18 protein-coding genes are annotated in these 19,880 nt (G+C 68.9%); 4 read left to right on the forward strand and 14 right to left on the reverse strand.

Going from position 1 to position 19,880, the window contains the following annotated elements; genetic code table 11:
• Positions 1–134: 134 nt before the first annotated feature.
• Together ABZ441_RS03230 and ABZ441_RS03235 are read right to left on the reverse strand one after the other, a co-directional pair.
• Entirely contained in the window at positions 135–824 is a 690-nt protein-coding gene (locus ABZ441_RS03230; protein WP_358967601.1) for an SMI1/KNR4 family protein, read from the reverse strand.
• A 692-nt stretch (positions 825–1,516) separates the two neighbouring features.
• Entirely contained in the window at positions 1,517–1,912 is a 396-nt protein-coding gene (locus ABZ441_RS03235; RefSeq protein WP_358967604.1) for a barstar family protein, read from the reverse strand.
• A 277-nt stretch (positions 1,913–2,189) separates the two neighbouring features.
• Here ABZ441_RS03235 and ABZ441_RS03240 point away from each other — a divergent pair, with 277 nt between their 5' ends.
• On the forward strand, positions 2,190–2,891 hold the full coding sequence (locus ABZ441_RS03240; RefSeq protein WP_358967607.1) for a 2-phosphosulfolactate phosphatase: 702 nt from the start codon (positions 2,190–2,192) through the stop codon (positions 2,889–2,891).
• A gap of 154 nt (positions 2,892–3,045) precedes the next feature.
• Here ABZ441_RS03240 and ABZ441_RS03245 read toward each other — a convergent pair whose 3' ends face one another.
• From ABZ441_RS03245 to ABZ441_RS03270, 6 genes are all read right to left on the reverse strand, one after another.
• Complete coding sequence (locus ABZ441_RS03245; protein ID WP_358967610.1) at positions 3,046–3,537, reverse strand: DUF4265 domain-containing protein; 492 nt, start codon at positions 3,535–3,537, stop codon at positions 3,046–3,048.
• Between the two features lie 305 nt (positions 3,538–3,842).
• On the reverse strand, positions 3,843–4,196 hold the full coding sequence (locus ABZ441_RS03250) for a hypothetical protein (protein ID WP_358967613.1): 354 nt from the start codon (positions 4,194–4,196) through the stop codon (positions 3,843–3,845).
• A gap of 152 nt (positions 4,197–4,348) precedes the next feature.
• Entirely contained in the window at positions 4,349–4,657 is a 309-nt protein-coding gene (locus tag ABZ441_RS03255) for a hypothetical protein (RefSeq protein ID WP_358967616.1), read from the reverse strand.
• 546 nt (positions 4,658–5,203) lie between these two features.
• A complete protein-coding gene (locus ABZ441_RS03260; RefSeq protein ID WP_358968191.1) occupies positions 5,204–7,474 on the reverse strand; it encodes an FhaA domain-containing protein in 2,271 nt (756 codons plus the stop codon).
• 1,260 nt (positions 7,475–8,734) lie between these two features.
• Positions 8,735–10,057, reverse strand: a complete 1,323-nt coding sequence (locus ABZ441_RS03265; RefSeq protein ID WP_358967619.1) for a geranylgeranyl reductase family protein — start codon at positions 10,055–10,057, stop codon at positions 8,735–8,737.
• Positions 10,058–10,544: 487 nt separating this feature from the next.
• Positions 10,545–10,748 carry a cold-shock protein gene (locus ABZ441_RS03270; protein WP_014158060.1) on the reverse strand — a complete coding sequence of 68 codons (204 nt, stop codon included), beginning with the start codon at positions 10,746–10,748 and terminating at the stop codon, positions 10,545–10,547.
• A gap of 878 nt (positions 10,749–11,626) precedes the next feature.
• Between ABZ441_RS03270 and ABZ441_RS03275 the strand changes: the two genes are divergently transcribed.
• Positions 11,627–12,244, forward strand: a complete 618-nt coding sequence (locus ABZ441_RS03275) for a hypothetical protein (RefSeq protein ID WP_358967625.1) — start codon at positions 11,627–11,629, stop codon at positions 12,242–12,244.
• Positions 12,245–12,629: 385 nt separating this feature from the next.
• Here the strand turns inward: ABZ441_RS03275 and ABZ441_RS03280 are convergent, their stop codons facing one another.
• Complete coding sequence (locus ABZ441_RS03280) at positions 12,630–13,502, reverse strand: SGNH/GDSL hydrolase family protein (RefSeq protein WP_358967628.1); 873 nt, start codon at positions 13,500–13,502, stop codon at positions 12,630–12,632.
• A 515-nt stretch (positions 13,503–14,017) separates the two neighbouring features.
• Here ABZ441_RS03280 and ABZ441_RS03285 point away from each other — a divergent pair.
• Complete coding sequence (locus ABZ441_RS03285; protein ID WP_358967630.1) at positions 14,018–14,908, forward strand: TIGR03620 family F420-dependent LLM class oxidoreductase; 891 nt, start codon at positions 14,018–14,020, stop codon at positions 14,906–14,908.
• Between the two features lie 191 nt (positions 14,909–15,099).
• Here ABZ441_RS03285 and ABZ441_RS03290 read toward each other — a convergent pair whose 3' ends face one another.
• From ABZ441_RS03290 to ABZ441_RS03310, 5 genes are all read right to left on the reverse strand, one after another.
• The gene (locus ABZ441_RS03290; RefSeq protein ID WP_358967632.1) at positions 15,100–15,945 is read right to left on the reverse strand and encodes a GNAT family N-acetyltransferase; all 846 of its coding nucleotides are present in this window, start codon (positions 15,943–15,945) and stop codon (positions 15,100–15,102) included.
• Positions 15,946–16,340: 395 nt separating this feature from the next.
• Complete coding sequence (locus ABZ441_RS03295; RefSeq protein ID WP_358967635.1) at positions 16,341–17,012, reverse strand: maleylpyruvate isomerase family mycothiol-dependent enzyme; 672 nt, start codon at positions 17,010–17,012, stop codon at positions 16,341–16,343.
• Between the two features lie 414 nt (positions 17,013–17,426).
• Positions 17,427–17,597, reverse strand: coding sequence for a hypothetical protein (locus tag ABZ441_RS03300; RefSeq protein WP_167359515.1), 171 nt, complete (start codon positions 17,595–17,597; stop codon positions 17,427–17,429).
• Between the two features lie 430 nt (positions 17,598–18,027).
• Positions 18,028–18,609 carry a DUF1707 domain-containing protein gene (locus tag ABZ441_RS03305; RefSeq protein WP_358967643.1) on the reverse strand — a complete coding sequence of 194 codons (582 nt, stop codon included), beginning with the start codon at positions 18,607–18,609 and terminating at the stop codon, positions 18,028–18,030.
• Between the two features lie 240 nt (positions 18,610–18,849).
• The gene (locus tag ABZ441_RS03310) at positions 18,850–19,116 is read right to left on the reverse strand and encodes a hypothetical protein (protein WP_358967646.1); all 267 of its coding nucleotides are present in this window, start codon (positions 19,114–19,116) and stop codon (positions 18,850–18,852) included.
• A gap of 188 nt (positions 19,117–19,304) precedes the next feature.
• Here ABZ441_RS03310 and ABZ441_RS03315 point away from each other — a divergent pair, with 188 nt between their 5' ends.
• Positions 19,305–19,727, forward strand: a complete 423-nt coding sequence (locus ABZ441_RS03315; RefSeq protein ID WP_358967649.1) for a PPOX class F420-dependent oxidoreductase — start codon at positions 19,305–19,307, stop codon at positions 19,725–19,727.
• Positions 19,728–19,880: the final 153 nt, after the last annotated feature.

The raw sequence follows: 19,880 nt of genomic DNA on the forward strand, positions 1-19,880 counted from the left end.
AGTTCAGTCAACAGGAAGCCCACGTCAACTGGTCACTCGTCACCCGCCCCCACGGCCAGGCGACTCACCCGCAAGGGCCCCCGCCCCGACAACTGGGCAAGGAAGCGAGACATGGTCTCCGTCGGAACCGGAGCTCAGTCGGTGGCCGGGACGGGCGCCAGCTGACGTTCGGCTTCCTCGAGCCACGTCAGATACCAGCGCGCGAAGGTCATCGGCGCACCCTTGTCATCGAGCAGCTGCGCCAAGTCCTCGTCATCCACCCGGTTGTCGGACCAGATTCGCCCCCGTTCCGGCCCGCTGACGATCAACCACTCGCGGGCCGCGCAACCCAGTGTCGAGATGACGATCGCGCCGACAGTGCGGTCCGAGGACCACATCAGCTTTTCCCAGCGCTCGTCCCATGCCTCGATAGCGTCATCGAACTCTTCGATCTCCTCGAAGCTGTCCTCTTCGGGGCGCTCAGCCAGAAGCGTCTGGACAGCTTCGGGGTCGGCACCCTCACGCGGAAATGGTTCCGCCAGTCGGGAGAGGTCGGCGAGCTCGGCCCCGTCGCCCTCCCACCTCCAGCGCCCCTCAAGCAGGCGTGCCGGATACACACCGTGAGACGGCCCGGCGCCTCCGGCGCCGACCTGGAGGAGGAAGTCGCGATACTTCTCGGGCAGCGACACACCCAGCTGGCATTCAAGATCAGCCAGTTCCACCGGGGTCAGAGAGTCCTCGAGGAAGAACTTGTGCCCCACCGCGCCGAAAACGCGGTCACTGCCCGGAGCCGCCACGAGTGAGTGCACTCGCTGCCGCACCCCCGCCCATATCGAATCGTTCATGGACCGAGCCTACGGGCTGGCCGATCACCGACCGGTGTCGTCCTGATCTTGTGATCGGGCTCGTTGCCGTGGGCGACAACTCTGGCCTGAAGCGGCGCGCGTTCGGTGGGTGGGGTGGGAGGGATACGCTCTGGCCTTCGAGCAGTCGTCTTCATCTTCAGCAGGTACGGTGCACCCACATGACGGTGCGACTGCTGTCGCGGCGCGCCACAAGGGCTCCGCGGCTGAAGTGGGTCCGCACTCGTACACGGCGTCGCCGCAGACGGAGCAGCGGTGACTGAAAGCTACGTCCGACGGAGCGCCTGAACGCCAACGCCCTCTATTTCTGAGCCGCAGCCCGGGCACTGTGCCGGGTACCTGACGGACGCGATCAGCACGACTTCGCCCTTCCACTGCCACGACCTTGACGACCCAGGCTCCCGGCCCCTGAGGCCGCAGGGCAAGTCGGGCGAGGCATGCCCGACAGAACGGGTGCTTATGAGGACGGCTGCTGTTGCCTGACACATACTCAGAAGCCCGGTGCGCAGAACCGATGAGGTCCTTCCGCCGCAATCGGGGGGCCTGTGAATCCTCGCCCATCCGCCGCACCTCCCAGTCCTTGCGGACCAGCAAGGTCACCGACTGCGGCCATCTGTCTGGCCGGACTTCACGTCGCTGGCATCTTTTTTTGGTCCGCAAGCTGAAGGCGACCCCTACGACAAGGGCGTCTGTTCCAGACATGACCGCAGCTGGTCCTTCAGGGACAGGGCGGATGCGGCGTCGCACGACATGACCACCACGAGCCTGCCCAGTTCGATGCCCTCAGGCTTCTGCGTGCAGGACCATCGCTGTCCGGCCCGCAGCAGGGCCCTGAAGAGCAGCCTCTGTCCGGAGGCATCGCCTGGCAGTGCCTCGTCCGCAGCCGCGATGATCAGTACATGGTGGTCCGCAGACAGCCACTTCAGATCGCCCAGACAGTCGGATAGGGCGTTCCAGTTCCAGCCGAAGTAGTCGGGCAGCCGCAGTCCATCGTAGAACTGCTGGAAGACGGCGTCCGTGTCACGCATCTCCCGGCCGTCGAGGCGCGCTACGTACGTCCTGCCGGTCACGGGAAGTAGTAGATCGACAGGCAGGGCGCGTTGCGCCGGAACTACGTGCAACCAGGGCAAGGGGCGCACCGCCGGCCTCCCTCCCGTGATCCAGGCCGTCGACCGCCGTCGGCAGCAGCACTGCAAAGTCTGGATCGAAACGAAAAGCCCTGGTGTCATCCAGCAGTTGCCCTTTTTCGCGACACGGACAACTGACTGTGTCCCGTTCCGACGCCGTCGGTATGGCGTTGATCACTCTTGAACCGCTTCGAGTCGCGCATGCGCAACCATGTTGGAGATGGACACTCGTTTCCTTGGCATCGCCGAGTTGGCCCAAGTCCCGTCCGTGGCGGTCGTCGTCGACGTCATGCGTGCCTTCACCGTCGCTGCCTGGGCCCTTTCCCGGGGGGCGGAGATGATCGTTCTTGCTGAGTCGCTGAACGAGGCTCTGGCGCTCAAGGCTCGTCATCCGGATTGGGTGACACTCAAAGACGGTCCGCCCGCGCCTGAGTTCGACCTGGTCAACTCACCCGGCCTGCTGCGGTCTGTCGACCTTCACGGACGCACCGTTGTGCAGAAGACCACGGCTGGCACGGTCGGTGCCCTCGCAGTCAAGGAAGCACCGCTGGTGCTGTGTGCCAGCTTCGTGGTGGCGGAGGCAACGGCCCGGCTCCTGCGGTCGCGCAAGAGTGACAGTGTCACCTTCGTGGTCACTGGCGAGGACGGGCAAGCAGATGAAGACCTGGCGTGTGCTCAGTACATCGCGCTGCGAGCCACCAAGCCTGCAACGGACGCTGCTGAGTTCCTCCGCCGCGCGGCGGAGTCACGCGCTGCCGCCGATTTGGCGGGGGGAGTGCGTCAAGGAGCCCATTCCGATGACGTCGCCCTCTGTCTTGAGCTCGACCGGTTCCCCTTCGCCATGGTGGCGACCCTGGAGGGTTCGCTCATGGTTCTTCGTCCGTGCACCGTGCCTTCGCCGACCGACGATGCCCTGACCTGACCGCCCGTGGGGTCGCCATCGCCCCGCGCGTGTGCCGGTGTCCCGTCGGGCATTCGGCATCATCCGCGCGCCCGCTGACGGTGGTTCGGTGGCGGTGCTTCGGTGGCGGTGAGTGGCTGACCTGGGATGTGCCGGCGCAAGATCGTGTGAACGATCAGCTGCGGGAGGAGAACGGCATGGCGTCGGCCCACTCCCAGAACGCGCCTGCCTCAGCAGCCTCGCGTTCCATGACCTTGAAAAGTTCAGTGGGTGCGGCGCGAGGCGGAACATCCACGGCGACGTGCCGGTCGCCGCTCCACTCGCTCAGCAGGCCGGCTGCGTCTATCTCGCGCCTGATCCGGGCCGATGCCTCGACCAGTCGTGTCGGCTCCGGGCCGGGCATGAGAAGCATCCGCAGAACTCGGTGGCGCGAGGTCTCGACCACCTCGCTGATCTCGTCATCGACAGAGAGCAGTACGCGGTCGCCGAGAGCCAGACCGTAGGTGCGGAACGGGATGCAGGATATGGAGAATGTGCCGTCGCCGAGCGGCCTGAGCCACAACTGCTCCACCTCTCCGTCCAGCCCGAACGGGGCCAGGTCGGCGTGAGCGATGTGGTTGCTGGCTGCGCGGCCGACGGGATCGTCGTGCACGATGAACTTCGTCATGTCTCCCCTTGCCCGGTATCGCTTTGCTGTCATGATGCCGTGGCGGCTCGACGAAGACCTCATCGGTCGGAGAGAGGCACGGTCCAGGATCGTCCTTCCTCTGGGCCTGGCGAACCGTGCCGAGAGACGGGAACGGGCCACCTGGGCGGAACCGGTCCATGCCCGCGACGTGCCGCACCCTGGCCGGCCGGGCAAGCACCGTGAGGTGCGACAGAAGCCCCGTGGCTTGCTCGTACCGGCCCCGCTCAGCCGGCGCCCCCCTCTGCGTGCTCCATCCGGACCGGACTTCGCCATCGGAGGAACACCTATGGTGTGGTGTGGCCCTCCCCCGGCTGTTCCGTGTCCTCGAGTCTGGCGGCGCCGTCCTCCCAGCGTCGGCGCCTCTCTGCGACGGACTGCTCCCACCAAGGGGTGCCCCGCTCGCCGAGCGCCACCTTTGCCGTGTGCACCCTGCGCCGCGCCCGTCCCTCGGCTGCCGTGTCCTCGTTCCTCCGCGAGGCCGCTACGGCGCGCCGGGCTGCCATGAGGTGACGGCGCAGGTCGGCGGCGACGTCCTCGGGAATCTTCGGGTCGGTCGCCCGCCATCGCCGCCCTTTGACCACGATGTATCGGCCATCCGGCGTCCGCTCTGGCTGCGCAGGAGAATTCACCCGGCTCATGCTGCCCTGCACGGGCTCGGATGCCCCCGGCAACACGGGACCCCTCACCATCAGGCACGGACACTCCCGACAGGGGCCGGTGCCTGACCGCGTCCGCGGCAGGAGGCCCTGCTGTTGCCGGGCGAGGTCCGCTGCCCGGATGAGCAGGCAGATCAGATGTCGCTGTCGATCCCGGTGACGGCAGGCGTTCCCAGGAGCGCGTCCTTCTCCGCGAAACCAGTCTCCTGCAGGGCGGTGGACACGAATCCCAAGGCGTCCAGTTCTGCCTCGTACCGGTCTGCGGCATCCACTTCGAGTCGTACCGAGAATGTGCCGTTGTTGTTGAGGGTGAGGAGGTCGAGGCCTTCGCTCTCGCTCAAGCCCGTGCGCTGCGCACCCAGCTTGTGCTTCAGGGATGCGCAGGAGTTCTCCGTGACGTCGACGACGAAAGTACCGGGGACGGTGATGACGAACGTGGTCATGACGGCTCCTCATGTCTGATGCGTGAGCGCTACGTGCTGTTCCGACTGCCCTCATTTCCGGAAGTCACCGGCGAGGACTTCCGGCCGGCCCCCGGGGCCCGCACCGCGTCACGTCCGTACCCCGGCTGTCCCCCTCCCCCCATGCGACGGCTACTCGATGTCTCGTACATGGAGCGTTGGGATCAGAGGTGAGGCAGGTACGTGGCTAGCGGCCCAGGACTGAGCCCCGCAACCGGTGCGTTGAAGGCTGCGGGAGGGGGAATGCACCGCGCATGACGTCCGGCCGCACGGTGGAGCGGAAGGTGGGGCCGGGCCCCAGCGAAACCGGGCACGCACTGAGCTGCACCAAGTCCGTACGGAGGGCTCGCCCCGCTCCCGCCGGGCTCGCCCCGCGGGACGGCCCTGCGGGCGGAAACCGCGAGTCGGTCGAACACGGTCTCCGAAGAGCCGCCGCCCCTCGCGGCTGCGGGCCCGGACGGCAGCAGCGCTTCGGCTGCTCCGCGGGCCCGCAACGTGCGGCTTTCCCCCGAGGTCGGGGGAAAGCCGTCAGCCCCAGACGGGAGCCGAGAAGACGCTGGCCGAGTTGTATCCCGAGTGCGGGAGGGCGGGCCAGCCCACGGGCTCGGGCTGGGTGCGGTGGAAGTCCGCGGCCACGAGCGTCGCCAGGTTGAAGTACGCCGCGCGGGTCTTTGTTCTCATCTTGGCCAGGTCGACCTCCGCTCCCGCGGAGAGGTGCTCGTCGAAGGGGATCACCACCACACCCCGGCAACGTGCACGGAAGTGGGCGACCACGTCGTTCAGCTTGATGATCTTGCTGGTCTTGCGTGCTTCGGACACCACGGTGATGCTCCGCTGGACCAGGTCCGAGTACCCGTGTGCGTTGAGCCAGTCCAGAGTGGTGCTCGCGCTGGCCGCGCCGTCCACGCTGGAGGTGGCGACGACGATCAGCTGGTCGGCGAGGTCCAGGACGCCCCCCATGGCGCTGTGCAGCAGACCGGTGCCGGAGTCCGTGAGGATGATCGGATAGTGCTGTCCGAGACAGCCGACGACCTGGCGGTAGTCCTCGTCGTTGAACGCTGTGGACAGAGCGGGGTCCACGTCGTTGGCGAGCACCTCCAAGCCGCTCGGGGACTGGGAGGTGTAGCGGCGTACCGCCATGTAGTTGGGCAGGTTCGGGATGTCTGCCACCAGGTCGCGGATGGTCGCGTTGGTCTCCCGGCGCACCCGGCGGCTGAGCGTGCCGGCGTCCGGGTTGGCGTCGATGGCCACGACACGGTCCTGGCGTTCGGTCGCGAGCATCGCGCCGAGGGCCGTGGTGGTCGTGGTCTTGCCGACACCACCCTTCAGGCTGATGACTGCGATCTTGTAGCAGTCCATCACCGGGGTGCGCAGCACGGCCAGCTTCTGCTGCCGTACGCGTTCGGCGCTCCTTCCGCCGATGCGCAGTTTCCTGAGCCCTCCTCGAACGCCCGCCCTGTTACGCAGGAGGCGGTCGGAGGAGAGCTCGACCGATGAGCTGTGTCCCAACGCGGCTCCATGCCCGGATCGGTCAAGCGCCGGAGGCATGTAGGCGCCTACGGGCCGGTGGTTGACCGGTGGGCCATCGGCGAACCTCGCCGGCTGCGCCGGTCCGGCGTACGGGCGTGACAGAGGTGCCCCGCCGGGGTGGTGGGCTGCGGGGGCGCCGCCGGAAGCCCGGGGTCCGAATTCACCGGGCAGGACTTCTTCCGCTGGCCGCACCGACGGCATGGATTCCCTCGGGGCGGACATCTGGGGCTCGGTCGGGGCATACCGATCCGGCCTGTGGCCTCCGAAGACATCCGGCCTGTCGTCCCCTCCGTCAGACGCAGGCATGCCGACGCTGATGTCACGGTCGTTAGTCATACTGTTCAGTCCTTTCGATGACCTTGAAGAGCTCTTGGGGACGGCTTCGGCGCGTCGGCGGCTGGATGCTTCCGCCATCGACCTACCGTGTTCATCGGGTCGGTGACGTGCATCTTCGCGGGGGCCGTCCTCGACTTCGGACTCGGAAAGTTGCGACAAGCCGGCAGGAGGGTAGTTCTGGACCTCAGGAACAGAAGTCGTGTGCCTGTCGGTCGCTGGCGCGAGCCGATCAGGGGGTCGGCCCCCGATCCTGTTGAGGCGCCCGGGCGGCCCGTGCCCGGACGGGAGCAGCTCCGGGGCGTCGGCACCTTTCGGCCCGCGTTCCTTCGCGCTGCGGATATGAGACGGCCTGGCGACCGGGCGAAGGCCTCTTCTGACGAGCATGCCGTTGCTGTCCACGAACAGTTCGTGCTCCATGAACTGTTCTACGGTCAGCACCTGCTTTTCCCCGATCGGAGGACGCGGCGGCTGCCTCCAGGCCGTTCCCTGCCCGTGGCCTCCCCACTCACGTGCTGTCAGTGCGCGGCGTTCGGCGGTCTCCATGGCCTGCTTCACGTCCGGTGGGATTTCGATCCGGCTTCTCACCCGGTACCGTCCGGTCTCCAGGTCGTCCGCACACTGCAACTGGACCTTTACGGGACCCACAAAGGAATAGAGCTGCGATTCCGCGTACTCGCGTACCTTCTCGACCAGCTCCTCACCGAGCATCACCAGGCACGTACTGTGTAGCGCGTGGTCATCGGTATTGAGTTCGACGACGAAACTGTTGGGTACGACGGTGCGGTCGTGGCTCCAGATTCTGGAATTGACGTCACACTCGCGCCGGAGCGCGCCGACGAACTCCAGGGGCTGGACCGCAGACTTGAAGGCTTTGGCGAAGGCGCCGTTCACCCAGGCCTCGAAGCGCCGCTCCAGCTTGTTCAGCGTTCCCACTGTCAGCCTTCCAGTACGGGTCGCCCGCCATTTGAGCGAATGTGCGTTCACTGACTGGATCCTTTTAGCCAGATTTCGCCAGCCACTGCGGTGTGTCTCATCGATTCACTCGATCGTCTCCGCAGTAGCCCGCTTCGGCCCATGCCGGCCGGGGAGGGGGCCGGTGCGAAGGCAGGATCCGGCCGAAGTCGCGCGTCGGGCGGGCATGCGGAAGCGGCCGTCTCCTGCCAAGTTGCATGGCAACCAGCTTTGGGGCCGCCAGCGGCGCAGCGTTCGGGACCCGAGGAGCGGCAGGTCACGGCTGGTCCCCCGGCACCGGACCGGGCCGGGAGCCCGGGGCTCCGTGCTCGCCGGGCCCTCGTCACTCAAGCCACCAGGTGGAGTGCCGGCGAGTGGGAGTCACGAGCAGGCTGCAGCCCCAGGGCGAGTTCCGTATCCGGTGGCATGAGCGGAAACGGCCGACAGTTGCCGGACGTGGTCGAGTGCGGGCTGCTTCTACGCAGCCCCGGTAGATCTGCCCTGGACGTGGGGCCGTCGCCCAGGCGCTCGAGTGCCGTTGGCAGGCCGATGTGCGGGGAGGGCGGGCCGTGCGACCATCGTGGTCAGCGGCCGGGGAACCGCCGGAGTTCCGAGAACGGAGCCAGATGAAGGACGACGAGATCCGTTCGCGTTTCGACGGCCGTGGCAGTGTCGTGCTGTTGCCCGGCCACGCATCAGCGCCGAGGCAACGCCAGATCGAGGAGATCGCCCGCGCCCTCGGCTATCGGCTTCTCACCACCGAGAGTCTGGGTCCCGCCGGCGTCCGGCTCGTCTACGAGCGTGACGACGGCCCGCTCGCGCGACGCCGGACCGAACTGACCATTGCCCGACTGCGCGCGGGAGGACCACTGCTGCCGGCGGTGGAGCCGCCTCCGCCCCCACCGCCGGGCCCGCCGCCGATGGCCCGCCGCCGATGGCCCCGGCACAGGGCCGGGCCCGCCGGCCCGTACGGCCTCCGTCAGGGCCCCCACCGACCCCCTCGGCAGCGCCGGCCGGACCACGCATTCCTCCCCCGCCGCCGTATCCGCCGCTCCCACCCTCCGCCACCCCCGGCGCCCTTCGGCGTCGTTCCCTGCCAGGAGATGCCGCGTCGTAACCGGGCTGGCGGGCGTGGGCGCTCAAAGCCTCGGCCGCTACGGCATGGGCACACGTTCCGCCTGTGCCTGGTGGTGAGTCCGCAGTTCCCGGACAGTTCGGACGGGACGAGGGATCGTCGCGGGGTCACCGACGACGCGCGTCCAGGCCGCGGGCACGCCGGCTCGGCGCGGGAACCATACGTACGAGGCCGCGCACCACGGTGTCGATCAGGTCGTCGGACGGTGCGTCGGTTCCGTGCGTCAGCAGACGGGCGAGGGTGTGCACCAGAGCGGGCGAGGCCATGACGCGGCGGTTGAGGAGCGGTCGGTAACCGTAGCGGGCGAACACCAGGTCGGCGACGGTGTTGCCGAGCCGGTAGTAGCGCCCCCAGCGGCGGTTCACCTCGCTCACGTACTGATGCAGCGCCTGCTCACGCCCAAGGCCGGCGGGGCGGTGCAGCGCGAGAGCCACGGTCTCGGCGGCGACCTCGCCCGCTTCCATGGCCTGGACGATGCCCTCGCCGCTCCATGGGCTGACCATGCCGCCGCTGTCACCGACCAGGAGCAGCCCTCGGCGGTACTGCGGCCGACGGTTGAAACCCATGGGAAGCGCGGCGCTGCGCAGCGGTGAGTCGGCGTTCTCCTCCCGCAGTTCCCAGTCCGCCGGCATCCGGGCCAGCCACTGCTCCATGGTGGCCCTCAGGTCGACCGCCCCGTGACCGCGGTGCGGCAGAGCACCCAGGCCCACATTCACTCGGCCGTCACCGAGCGGGAAGATCCATCCGTACCCCGGCAGGTCACGTCCGGTCCGAGAACAGAGGAGATCGGCCCAGAGTTCGAGGTAGGGGTCGTTGGTGCGGGCCTCGCTGCGGTAGTAGCGGCGAGCGGCGGTGGCCATCGGCTTGCCCGGGTCCCGCTCCAGGCCCATGGCCAGGGCGGTTCGTGCGGAGGCACCGTCGGCGGCGATCACCACGGGGGCGCGGAAGTTCACCGGCCGCCTGTCGGCTCCCGACAGGGCGCTCACGCCGACGATGCGTCCGGCCCGGTCGGTCAGAGGCCCTGTCGCCTTGGTCTCCAGGCACAGCCGCGCCCCGGCGGCCACGGCCTGACGGGCCAGGATGTCGTCGAAGTCGTGCCGCGAGCGGGTAAGACCGAAATCCGGGTGGTTGCCCGAGCGGGGCCAGTCGATGTGTGCCTGCCGCCCTCCGCACACCCACCGCATCCCCTTGGTGCGGGTCCAGCCGGGAGCATCGATGTCGACACCCATGCGTACGAGTTGCTGGACGCCTCGCGGGGTCAGGCCGTCCCCGCACACCTTGTCCCGGGGGAAGGTGCCCTTCTCGAGCAGCAGTACGTCCACACCGGCCCTCGCAAGGTACAGCGCCGCGGCCGACCCTGCGGGCCCCGCGCCCACCACGATCACCTGCGCCCGATGGTCGCCGGTACCCGCCTCTTCGTCTGACTCCACTTGCTGACTCCTCGATGAGAGGGGCTGATCAGGGAATCCGACGTGTCGCCGGCCCTGCGGATCGTCCCGCAGACCTGTCTGCCGGCCTGCTCATCGAACACCTACCCGGCTCGGGCCAGGAGCACCCCCGGGGCAAGGGTGGCGAAAACGTACTCGGGGTAACCGACCGCAGCTCAGCGCGGCTTCCGCAGGCCGGGCGGTGCCCATCAGGATGAAGCCGCGGCCACCGGGTGCCCTTCGGCGGAGCGGTGTTCGCGCGGCGGGGTGCCGGTGGCCGCGTCGGCGGAATGTCGCCTCGCGCCTTCGCATCGGGCCGTGACGCTCACGATGAGGGCGCGGAGTGTGCGCGCGGCAGACCGCTCGGGTGTCCCGTGACCGTGCCCGGCACGGGTTGTCCGAACCTCGCATGTGGTTGCAGCGGCTGATTGCCGGTGACCAGGCCCTCGGATCGTGCTTCCCGGGGGCCTGGGCGACCTCGGCTGCGGGATCAGGCGGTGGTGATGTTCTCCGCCTGCGGGCCCTTCTGCCCCTGGGTCACGTCGAAGGTGACGGCCTGGCCTTCCTGGAGCTCACGGAAGCCAGTGGCGTTGATGGCGGAGTAATGTGCGAAGACGTCCGGCCCGCCGCCGTCCTGCTGGATGAAGCCGAAACCCTTTTCCGCATTGAACCACTTGACGGTTCCGCTGGCCATGCTCGTGCCTTCCCGTTGAGATCCGGACCCGCACCTCGCGGCCCCGGAGACGCCATGGCCCGTACCGACACAGCAGAATGCCCGCACCGAAGCGCGGGCTGGTACGGCGAACCACGACATCTGGCAGTGACGCTACATGGCGAAACCGCCCCCCACCAGAGAGCAACGACGGTATGTGTGCGTCCGATGGACTCGGCTCACTCCGACGGCACGGTTTGTGGGCGTACCACGGACGACGGGCTTCGGATGCTCGCGGCGGAAACGCCGAGGCGTGGCGCGCAGGCCGGAGCGCCGAGTCACCCCTTCGCAGGGAGCGGCGCATCCGGGTGAACTCATCCGCGGTGGGTGTCCGCAGCGCGGTTCGGAGGTCACCCAGACCGTGCCACCGAGCAGCGAGAACTCACCCGGAGGGGACGTCGGCCCGGTCAGCGGACCGCACCGGGGCCGGCAGGCCCGGTGTGCCACGTCCATCGGTACCGCACGCCCGGTCCGCCCGTCGGCTGCCCCGTGCGGTGTGAGGCGAAGTCGACGGCCCCGTACAAGGGTTCCTGCCCCGCCGACAGAGATGTACGAACGGTGAAGCCGTGGGCGGAACGGGCACGCACCACTTCCGACGGGCTCCGTGCACCGGCGAGGAGCCCTCCGCAACACGTACCGGGCCGCCCGCTCTTGTATGCACACTTTCGCGCCAACTTCCCCGACAAGCTGTGGCGTTGCACCCGGCGCTCCCGAAGTGACAGGCGCAGTCACCTTGCGATCGCGTTCCGAACGCATGCCCGCGTGTGGGGTGAATCGGTGTCCACTGGGCGCTACTTTCGTTGATGTCGGTAGCATCATCCGCCATACGCATTCAAGACACGACGAAAGACGAGGACTGCATGTCCGAAAACACTCCTACATCCGGCATCAGCGCAGACTACGCACAACGGATCACGGATGATCTCGCGGCGAACCGAAGTGAGCAGGACCGGGCGCGCACCGAGCTGACCCGCCTGCAGGACGAACTCATCCAGCTGGAGGAGGGTGAGCAGATCCTGGTCAAGATGCAAGAGGTAGTGGGACGTACCGGAAAGCCGGCTGCGGGCAAGGGTAAGGGCAAGGGCCGCAAGGCGGCGGTGTCCGTGCCCGCCGCGCGTAGCGCCAAGGGCAGGACGGCCTCCCGGAAGGGAGTGGACGGGGCGAAGCCCCGGACCCGCGCCGGCCAGAAGGCTCAGAATTCGGCTGACGGGACCGCAGCACCGAAGGGCGCCGGCGAGCCGACCTGGCGCACGCTGGTCACCGGATTCCTCGCGGACCAGAGGGAGCCCAAGTCCGCCGCCGAGGTGACCGCAGCCCTGACCGAAGCTCACCCGCAGCGCGCGACGCAGGTGGCCGTGGTGCGCAACACCCTGGAGCAAGGGGTCGCGCACGGGCTGCTGGAGCGCTCCAAGCAGGGGCGCTCCGTCTACTACAGCCCCGTCTCGGCCGCTGTCGCAGCCGGGACACCCGCCGAGTAACTGCAGCGCAGGACCAGCGGAGCCCTCCGGACAGCCCGGCTCGCTCGCGGTCATGGGAAAGTGGCCGGACCGGCAGGACTGCGTTTCCGGCGGCCGAGCGGGCGGTCACCGCAAGCTCCGTCGGTCGCATAGTCATCGCGGGCTCGGAACGCGTCCCGGTTCGTCGGCCGCACCACAGGGCCGCCGTCGACGCGGGTGTCTTGCCTACGACCGGGCAGAGGTCACCGCGCGCGGTGAGGTGGGTCTTCGGGAACGGGTGCCTCCTGGACAGTTGCACAGCGGGTTGTCCGGGCCGTCGGTCAACACCCTTCGCGCACGATGCACAGACCTGTCAGCTCTCCGCAACCGGGCGTCACGGCAGGACGGAGTCACGACGCCTCAGGGGTCAGCCGGCGATCGTGCGGGTGTGGACGGCGTCAGCGAGTGCGTGGCCGATGGCCTTGGACCCGCCCGCGTTGGGATGCAGCGGGGTCGCGACGTGGGTGGGGACGAGGCCCTCGGTGTGCCGGTCGGCGGGAGCCGCACACGAGTCATGACCTACACCGAGCGAGTAGGTGTCCACGAAGGTCGCGTCGTGTTGCCGGGCCGTCGTCCTCAGTGCGGCGCTGAGGTGGTCGACCGCGCCCTGGACGTAGTCGGCGTCGACGTCCCAGATGGGCTGGGCGGGGAAGCATCCGCCCGGGCGAATGTAGTTCCCGTAGCCGACGACGAACACTTCGGCGTACGGTGCCCGCTGCCGGATCCGGTTGAGGACGACGGCGAACTCAGGCACCCACGCGTCGATGCCGGCCTTGACGACGTCGACGCCGCCTTTCGTGTTCCTGGCCGCGCAACTGATCCCGACGGGCTTGGGCAACAGGTTGACGCATCCCAGTGCGGCGGCGACAAGTCCTGTGTCGTTGCCGCCGATCGTGATACTGACGACATCGGTATCCCCCGTCACGGCATCGAACTGGGGTTTGGTGCCCGGGTGCTGGGAGGTGCTGAGGTGGTCGACCGTCGCAGCAGAGCAGCTGACGTCGGTGAGCCTGGCACCCATCGCCTCGGCCGCCATGTGCGGGTAGTCCGCCAGGGACCGCAGACACAACGGGTTCGAGGGGTCTGCAGGCAGCACGAGCGGGGCGGCGGCGAACGAGTCCCCCAGAGCCACGTAGTCGAGGGGCTCGGTGGTCACGGCGGAAGCTGGTGCTGTGACGGCCGTCGCCAGGGCTGTCGCAGCCACTGCGGACGTAAGCGCGTGGTGCAGGCCGAGGTTCATGTGCGGCTCCTTGGACGTGCGTACGGGGGCGTTGCGGACGCACCGATGGCGATCGGCTCAGGGCCGGTGGCGCAATGCGGCTGGGAGGCACGTGTGGACGGGCCTGTCTGCCGGTCGGTGAGTCTGTGGTGCGGTACATCATGTCGTTCACCGGCGACCTGCTCCCGGTCCGGAGAACGTTCCGAACAGGTGGTCAAGGGTCCGGGTACGAGGCCGGCGGGATCTCCGTCGACGGAGCAGCCCGCATCAGCCCCCGCGCCGAGATCAGTCCACCGACCGCGGAGAGCGAGCCACCGGAACGGCTCACTGCCCACTCCCCGTCCGACGGATGCGGGCAGTCGATGCGGCACGCATGATCCATGGCGGTCGCCTCCGCGCAGGGCCGGCGAGGGCTCGATCCGACGATCCGGACAGTGTCCCGGTGCGGGGTCTCGTACCGGCGGCGGACCTCGGCGGCGATCGGGTGAATCCCGCCCCGCGGGGAATAGCGGGCACGCATCGCTGTTGACGTCACCATGGCTTCTGAGACGCATGGGACTTTCGGACGGATCGGCATCTGGAGCGGCGCCCTGCACGGGTCGCGAACGGATGACGCGGGCAGACACGCGATCGCGGAAGCGGTCGCCGAGCTCGAGGAGCTGAAGTACGGCACGCTCTGGATCGGCGGCAGCCCCTCGGCCGCGGATGCCGCAGCCCTCGTGGCCGCCACCCGCACGATCACGGTGGCCACGGGAATCCTGAGCATCTGGGACCATCCGGCCGAGGAGGTGGCGGCGGGGATCGCCGCGATCGACGCGAGCGCACGCGAGCGGTTCGTGCTCGGCCTGGGCGTCAGCCACGGCCCGATGGTGCCGCAGTACACGAAGCCGTACAGCGCCATGGTGGCCTATCTCGACGCACTCGACGCCGCGGCACCGCCGGTGGGGCCCGGACACCGGGTCCTCGCCGCGCTCGGGCCGAAGATGCTGCGACTCGCCACCGACCGCACGCTGGGTGCGCACCCCTATCTCGTCACCGCCGAACACACCGCGGAGGCACGTACGGCACTCGGTCCCGACGCGCTCCTCGCCCCTGAGCTGTCGGTCGTCCTCGACACCGACGCCGACCGGGCCCGCACCACCGCACGGGCCATGCTGGCCCTGTACCTGCAACTGCCGAACTACACGGCGAACTTGTTGCGTCCCGGATTCACCGAGGACGACTTCGCCGGCGGTGGCAGTATCCGTCTCCTGGACGCCCTCTTCGCCCTGGGCGACGCCGAACGCGTTAGGGCCCGGACCCGGGAGTTCTTCGACGCCGGCGCCGACCACGTGGCGCTGCAGGTCCTCACCGCCGACGAGGGTGGCAGCGGCCTGCCGCTGGCCGAATGGCGTGAGCTGGCCGGGGCGTTCGCCGACGAACTGTAGCGGGCGGTCCACGGCGGGGGGACCGCGGTGCACCGCCGGGACGGTGCACCGCGCCGGCCTCTCGGCTTCGGGGGCGCAGGGGGCAGACGGTGTGGATCTCCTCCGGTCGCTGAGTGACGTCGCCCGCCGCCCGTTCGGCACGGGGCCCGCGCGGGAGCAGCCCCGCCGGTCGCGCGGAGGCCGGCTCGGCGCTATCCCAGTTCGATGGTGGTCGCGGCGAAGAGGCCGGCCATGTCGACGTCTGGTGCGTCCCTGGTGTACATCCGGGCGCACTCGAAGGTCGGTTCGAGTCCCAGCCGCTCCATCAGCCTGACCGCCGGTACGTTCACGTCGGGTACGTACATGGCCACCGGCGCCCCCTGCTCGGCTGCCGACAGGCTGTTCAGCAGGGCGAGGGCGATGTCGTCCGTATCCGCGTACAGCGGACCCACACGAGCACCGGACTGGGCCGGGCGCACCACCCCGAAGCCCTTCAGCTCACCGTCCTGGAGTGCGACAAGGGCCGTGTGACCGGGCGTGCCCACCCAGAGGGAGAGGAAGGCATCGCGCCTGGCGGGAAAGAAGCGCCGGTCGTAGGAGGCGAGCGTGCCGAAGGGAACGGATCCGGCGTCGGCCACTGTGACGTCTCCGGAGGGCGCCTCGCCGGCCGGTACTCCCGCGTACCGCACGTGGGTCCAGGCTGTGCGGAAACCGGACTTGCGGTAGTTGTCCTGCTGATCCACCACACCGTCGAGGCCCACGTTCCTGCCGTTCAGGTGCTGCATGGCCGCCCGCCACGCCTGGATCCCGTAGCCCTGGCCACGGAACGCGGGCCGTGCGATGTAGAACCCGATGAATCCGAAATCTGCCCCGTAACGCACGGCGGAGACGGAGGTGACGGGGTCTTCGTCCAGTTTCCCCAGAAGGAAGCCGCGCGGGTCGGCCGCGTGGAAGGGGAGATGGTCCATCTTTCCCGGGTTCCACTGTTCTTCGGCCGCCCACTCCAGGAATCGAGCCACTTCACGGATGCCGGCGGTCGTAATCTCGTACTCTGCCATGTCCCTATTTCATTCGTTTCGGTGAATCAGCGATGGGGTCCGGCCGCCGTCCAGGCTGCGCGGCCCGGTCCTGCCGCCCGTCGGCGTGCAGGGACATCAGGCTGTTCCAGGGCCCCCGCACCGCGGGCGCGTGGACCACGGCAGGACGGACCCCGGCACGGTGGAGCACGCAGTATTCCCCCTGCTTGTGGCTGAGCACTCCTCGCGGATTCTCACGAAGGCAGACGTCCGTGCTGCTGTCGACGTGCGCTACGTCGAACTCGCGCCCGGCTGTCGGAGCCGGGTTCGTCGAGACCGGGTGCCTGTTCGGTGGGCCACGCGTGGTCGGACGTCTTCGACGAGGTCATCTGCTCGTGTCGCCCGGTGGCTGACGCAGTGGGCCACGGCTGAACACGTCAGTCCTTTCCCGTTCCGCAACGCCGGCGGAGAACCTCGACTCCGTCACCTTCGAGATCGTCCAGGTACGACGTGCGACCGGTCATCGCCATCACGAGCGCCAGGGTGGTGCCGGACACAAGCGGGCCGGCACCGGCCGTGAAGGGGCCGTCGCACGCCACAAGTCGTAGGCCCCGGATGCGTCCCCTGGCGAGAACCACCATGTCCGAACTGCGGTAGTGGTCGGCGACCTGTGTGACCGTGGCCATCGGGTAGTCCCGGTGGATGCCCAGCGGGCGCCGGATGTCCTCGCCGTGCACGATCGTCTCCCCGAGCATGGCGACGACAGGCAGCGGCGGCTTCGTCGTGCTCAGGACGACGTGCCGGAATCGCCCGAGCGTCTCACCCGGGGAGGCGCCCAACTGCTCGGCCAGGCGCATGGCTACCTGTTTGTCGAAGTCGAACCGGCAGCGGAGCACACCTGCCAGCCATCGCACGGAGTCGAGACTTGCTCCGGCGGTGAGATGGGCCAACACCTCACGCACCGTCAGTTCAGCGCACAGCGAGGGCGCAGACCACTGATCCTCGGACAGGGATGCGAGGTCGCCCGCCAGGGCCGCCCGTTCGGAGTGGATCAGCGGCCAGATCGCTCGACCGCGTCCACGGCTTGGGGCCGTTCTCGAATCAGTCATCCGGGAATGTCTCCTGTCTCGAACCTGCCCTGCATCGGGCCCGGAGCGGGTGGCATCCGGTCGGACGCTGAAGGAGAGACTTTCGCCGCGGTGCGGAATCATCGGCGTCGGTGGATTTCCCGCGGAGACACCGAGCCCGGGATCGTGCGTGGCCGTTCTCCGCCACGACCATTCCGCGTCCGCACTCCGGTTTGGGGGAGCAGGGCTCGCCGCCCGCGGAGTCGACACGGTGACGCCTGTCCCGGGCGCGAGCAAGTCTCTGCGTGCGCCGTGCGGATCCTGGGCACAGGGCCGCACGGCGCACGCAGCTGGATTCGCTCCCATCGGTCGGCCCGGCGCCGGCCCGCAGAGGCGTGGCGAGGGCATGTGGCGGACCGGCGGTCCGGTCGCGGGCGACCGGGCGGATCGGGACGGTCAGCGTCGGCCGACTCGCCGCCCGTTACCGATGCCCGCTACGTGCAGGGCGAGCAGGATCAGGCCGATCAGCATGACGTTCGTCGACGCGAAGATGTCGTTCGTCGCAATATCAGCGGCGTTGATCAGGAAAGCGATGAAGAAAAGTACTGCCGCGGCTATCCCCAGCATGACGTAGCTCCTTTTGTAGTTGGACCACGTGTGCCCCCGCCTGTACGGATCAGACCTGAGCGCCGGAATCCGAATCGCCGCCCAGTGGGCCGGTGGCAGGGAAGCCGGCGGCAGCAGTTCCCGGCGCGAACTCAGGTCGGGCAAGCGCGCTTCGGCGGAAGGCCTGGGTGGGCCGCCATCCGGGCGATCACATAGGGGTCCGCTTCCATCGTGCCGGGGACGTCAGTGGCGGGCTGCACGCGATGGCACACCTGGGCCCGGGCGCTCATCGCGACGGGATCGGAGAAGGCGCGCACACAAGACAGAGGCCCCCGAGCCGAAGCTGACGCGCTCTCGGCCGGGCGCCGACCGACAGCGTGGTCGGGCACATCAACGGCCCCGCACACCTCCGAGGACGTTACTCGGCGAGCTCAGCTCCGCCCGCCCGCGGTCAACGGCTCTCGCGCTGCAGCTTGCGGCGCTCACCACGCTTGGGATGACGCATCGTCACACCGCCCATCCCGCAGTCGCCGGTCAAGCGGATCAGGGGCGAGCCCGGCAGCCTCTCGGCGGTCGTCCTGTTCCTCAGACCGGCCAGGCCGGGATCCACCTGCCCCGCTTCCACCACCCAACCGTCGGGGACGACGATCTCGACACCCCCGGCCCCGCCGCTCACCTCGATCTCCACCATTCGCAGTCGGCACTCGGCCCGCGTGAAGTCGATCTTGACGCCGCCGAGCCCGCCGACCGCTCTGATCTGGGCCGGCACGCGCCAGACACCGTCCCGTACCGCTCCGGCCATGCCTCCTTTGACCAACAGCGGCGGGGCCGGGGGCAGCACCGGCACCAGATCGGCGGTGAGAGGCGCCAGTTCGGCGTGCGTCCTGGCGGCCAGGGCCACTTCGAGCCGCGTGCCCAGTTCGTCGAGGTCGATGCGGCCGTCGGCCGCCGCCTCCTGCAGCTCGGTCACCACTGCTTCGCGGTCCGCGTCGGAAGCACGCAGCGGGACGGGTTGCGAGGGCTCAACGGTCATGACCCCGATGATAACGAGGGCGACGACCGAGATGGGCCCTGATGTCGACTCCGCGAAGGTGCCCGGGTCCGCAGGGCCACGGTGGAACTGCCTGCGCTCCACGAACACATTTCCGCATCTGCGCTTGAGGCAGACGCACCCTCCGCACCGACGGACTTGCACCGACCTCGCGGATGCCGAGCGGCTGAACCTCGCGCTCCCCGGCACCGGGGCTTCCGGACGGGTGAGGGCGCGCGCAGCTCACGGGCTGTCCGCCTCCCAGGCCCAGAGCTTGGGGTCGGTCGCCACGGGCCCGTACACGGTGTGTCCGCCCGCACCGAATCTACCGAGCTCCGTGCCGAGCGCGGCCCCTACGGCAAGGCGCTCCTCGGACCAGCCGGTCACATCCAGGAGCAGCCCGTCCAGCGGGCCTCCCACCAGTTCGACGTAGACGTGACCGGGCCGGGGGCCCGGATCGGGATCGTCGTGGTCGGCGCCGTAGACGCGGCGTCTCATCAGTTCGTCCATGTCCCCAGCATCACAGCCACCACCGACAATCCCTCCAGCGAGCCGGCGCGTCACAACCGCGGACGCGCGGCGCCGGGGCGGTCCCGGACGCCGCACCCCTTGTGTGGCAGCGTGGAGGGGCGCCCTCCGATCCATCCGGTGTGGTTCACCGCCACGGGGAGGGCGCAGCTCGAGACAGAGGAGAGAACATGTCGAAGCCGCCGCTTCCCGACGCCGCGGTCGCTATGCTGCGCAAGCCCAACCCGGCGGTGATCGCCACACTTCGCTCGGACGGGCAGCCGGTGTCCACGGCCACCTGGTACCTCTGGGACGACGGCCGGGTGCTGGTCAACATGGACGAGGGCCGCAAGCGCCTCGACCACGTCCGCAGGGACCCACGCGTCACACTGACCGTGCTCGACGACTCCGACTGGTACACCCATGTCACCCTGATCGGGCACGTCGTCGAGATGAGCGACGACGAGGGCCTGGCCGGCATCGACCGGCTGTCCCAGCAGTACCTCGGCCAGCCGTACGCGGACCGCGAGCGCGGCCGGGTCAACGCCTGGATCGAGATCGACCGTTGGCACGGTTGGGGCGGCTTCCGGGACAGCACCCAGGCAGCGACCTAGACCGCGCGACCGCATCACCCCCAATAACATCGAAGCGTCCTGGTGACGGACGCGCGGACGGAGCCCGGCGAGGGTGCTGACGGCGCGACGTCTGCTTCTCGGGGCCTGGTCACAGGCCGAACAGCAGGACAGTTGATCGAAGTGCGGGTATTG

Origin of the sequence: Streptomyces sp. NPDC005752, assembly GCF_040630715.1 — a bacterium.
Lineage (GTDB): Bacteria > Actinomycetota > Actinomycetes > Streptomycetales > Streptomycetaceae > Streptomyces.

What these genes read in the sequence shown, in the direction of transcription:
- ABZ441_RS03230 (WP_358967601.1), bottom strand. Translation starts at nt 824, where the DNA reads ATGAACGATTCGATATGGGCGGGGGTGCGGCAGCGAGTGCACTCACTC.
- ABZ441_RS03240 (WP_358967607.1), top strand. Translation starts at nt 2,190, where the DNA reads ATGGACACTCGTTTCCTTGGCATCGCCGAGTTGGCCCAAGTCCCGTCC.
- ABZ441_RS03245 (WP_358967610.1), bottom strand. Translation starts at nt 3,537, where the DNA reads ATGACGAAGTTCATCGTGCACGACGATCCCGTCGGCCGCGCAGCCAGC.
- ABZ441_RS03250 (WP_358967613.1), bottom strand. Translation starts at nt 4,196, where the DNA reads ATGAGCCGGGTGAATTCTCCTGCGCAGCCAGAGCGGACGCCGGATGGC.
- ABZ441_RS03255 (WP_358967616.1), bottom strand. Translation starts at nt 4,657, where the DNA reads ATGACCACGTTCGTCATCACCGTCCCCGGTACTTTCGTCGTCGACGTC.
- ABZ441_RS03270 (WP_014158060.1), bottom strand. Translation starts at nt 10,748, where the DNA reads ATGGCCAGCGGAACCGTCAAGTGGTTCAATGCGGAAAAGGGTTTCGGC.
- ABZ441_RS03275 (WP_358967625.1), top strand. Translation starts at nt 11,627, where the DNA reads ATGTCCGAAAACACTCCTACATCCGGCATCAGCGCAGACTACGCACAA.
- ABZ441_RS03280 (WP_358967628.1), bottom strand. Translation starts at nt 13,502, where the DNA reads ATGAACCTCGGCCTGCACCACGCGCTTACGTCCGCAGTGGCTGCGACA.
- ABZ441_RS03285 (WP_358967630.1), top strand. Translation starts at nt 14,018, where the DNA reads ATGGCTTCTGAGACGCATGGGACTTTCGGACGGATCGGCATCTGGAGC.
- ABZ441_RS03290 (WP_358967632.1), bottom strand. Translation starts at nt 15,945, where the DNA reads ATGGCAGAGTACGAGATTACGACCGCCGGCATCCGTGAAGTGGCTCGA.
- ABZ441_RS03295 (WP_358967635.1), bottom strand. Translation starts at nt 17,012, where the DNA reads ATGACTGATTCGAGAACGGCCCCAAGCCGTGGACGCGGTCGAGCGATC.
- ABZ441_RS03300 (WP_167359515.1), bottom strand. Translation starts at nt 17,597, where the DNA reads ATGCTGGGGATAGCCGCGGCAGTACTTTTCTTCATCGCTTTCCTGATC.
- ABZ441_RS03305 (WP_358967643.1), bottom strand. Translation starts at nt 18,609, where the DNA reads ATGACCGTTGAGCCCTCGCAACCCGTCCCGCTGCGTGCTTCCGACGCG.
- ABZ441_RS03310 (WP_358967646.1), bottom strand. Translation starts at nt 19,116, where the DNA reads ATGGACGAACTGATGAGACGCCGCGTCTACGGCGCCGACCACGACGAT.
- ABZ441_RS03315 (WP_358967649.1), top strand. Translation starts at nt 19,305, where the DNA reads ATGTCGAAGCCGCCGCTTCCCGACGCCGCGGTCGCTATGCTGCGCAAG.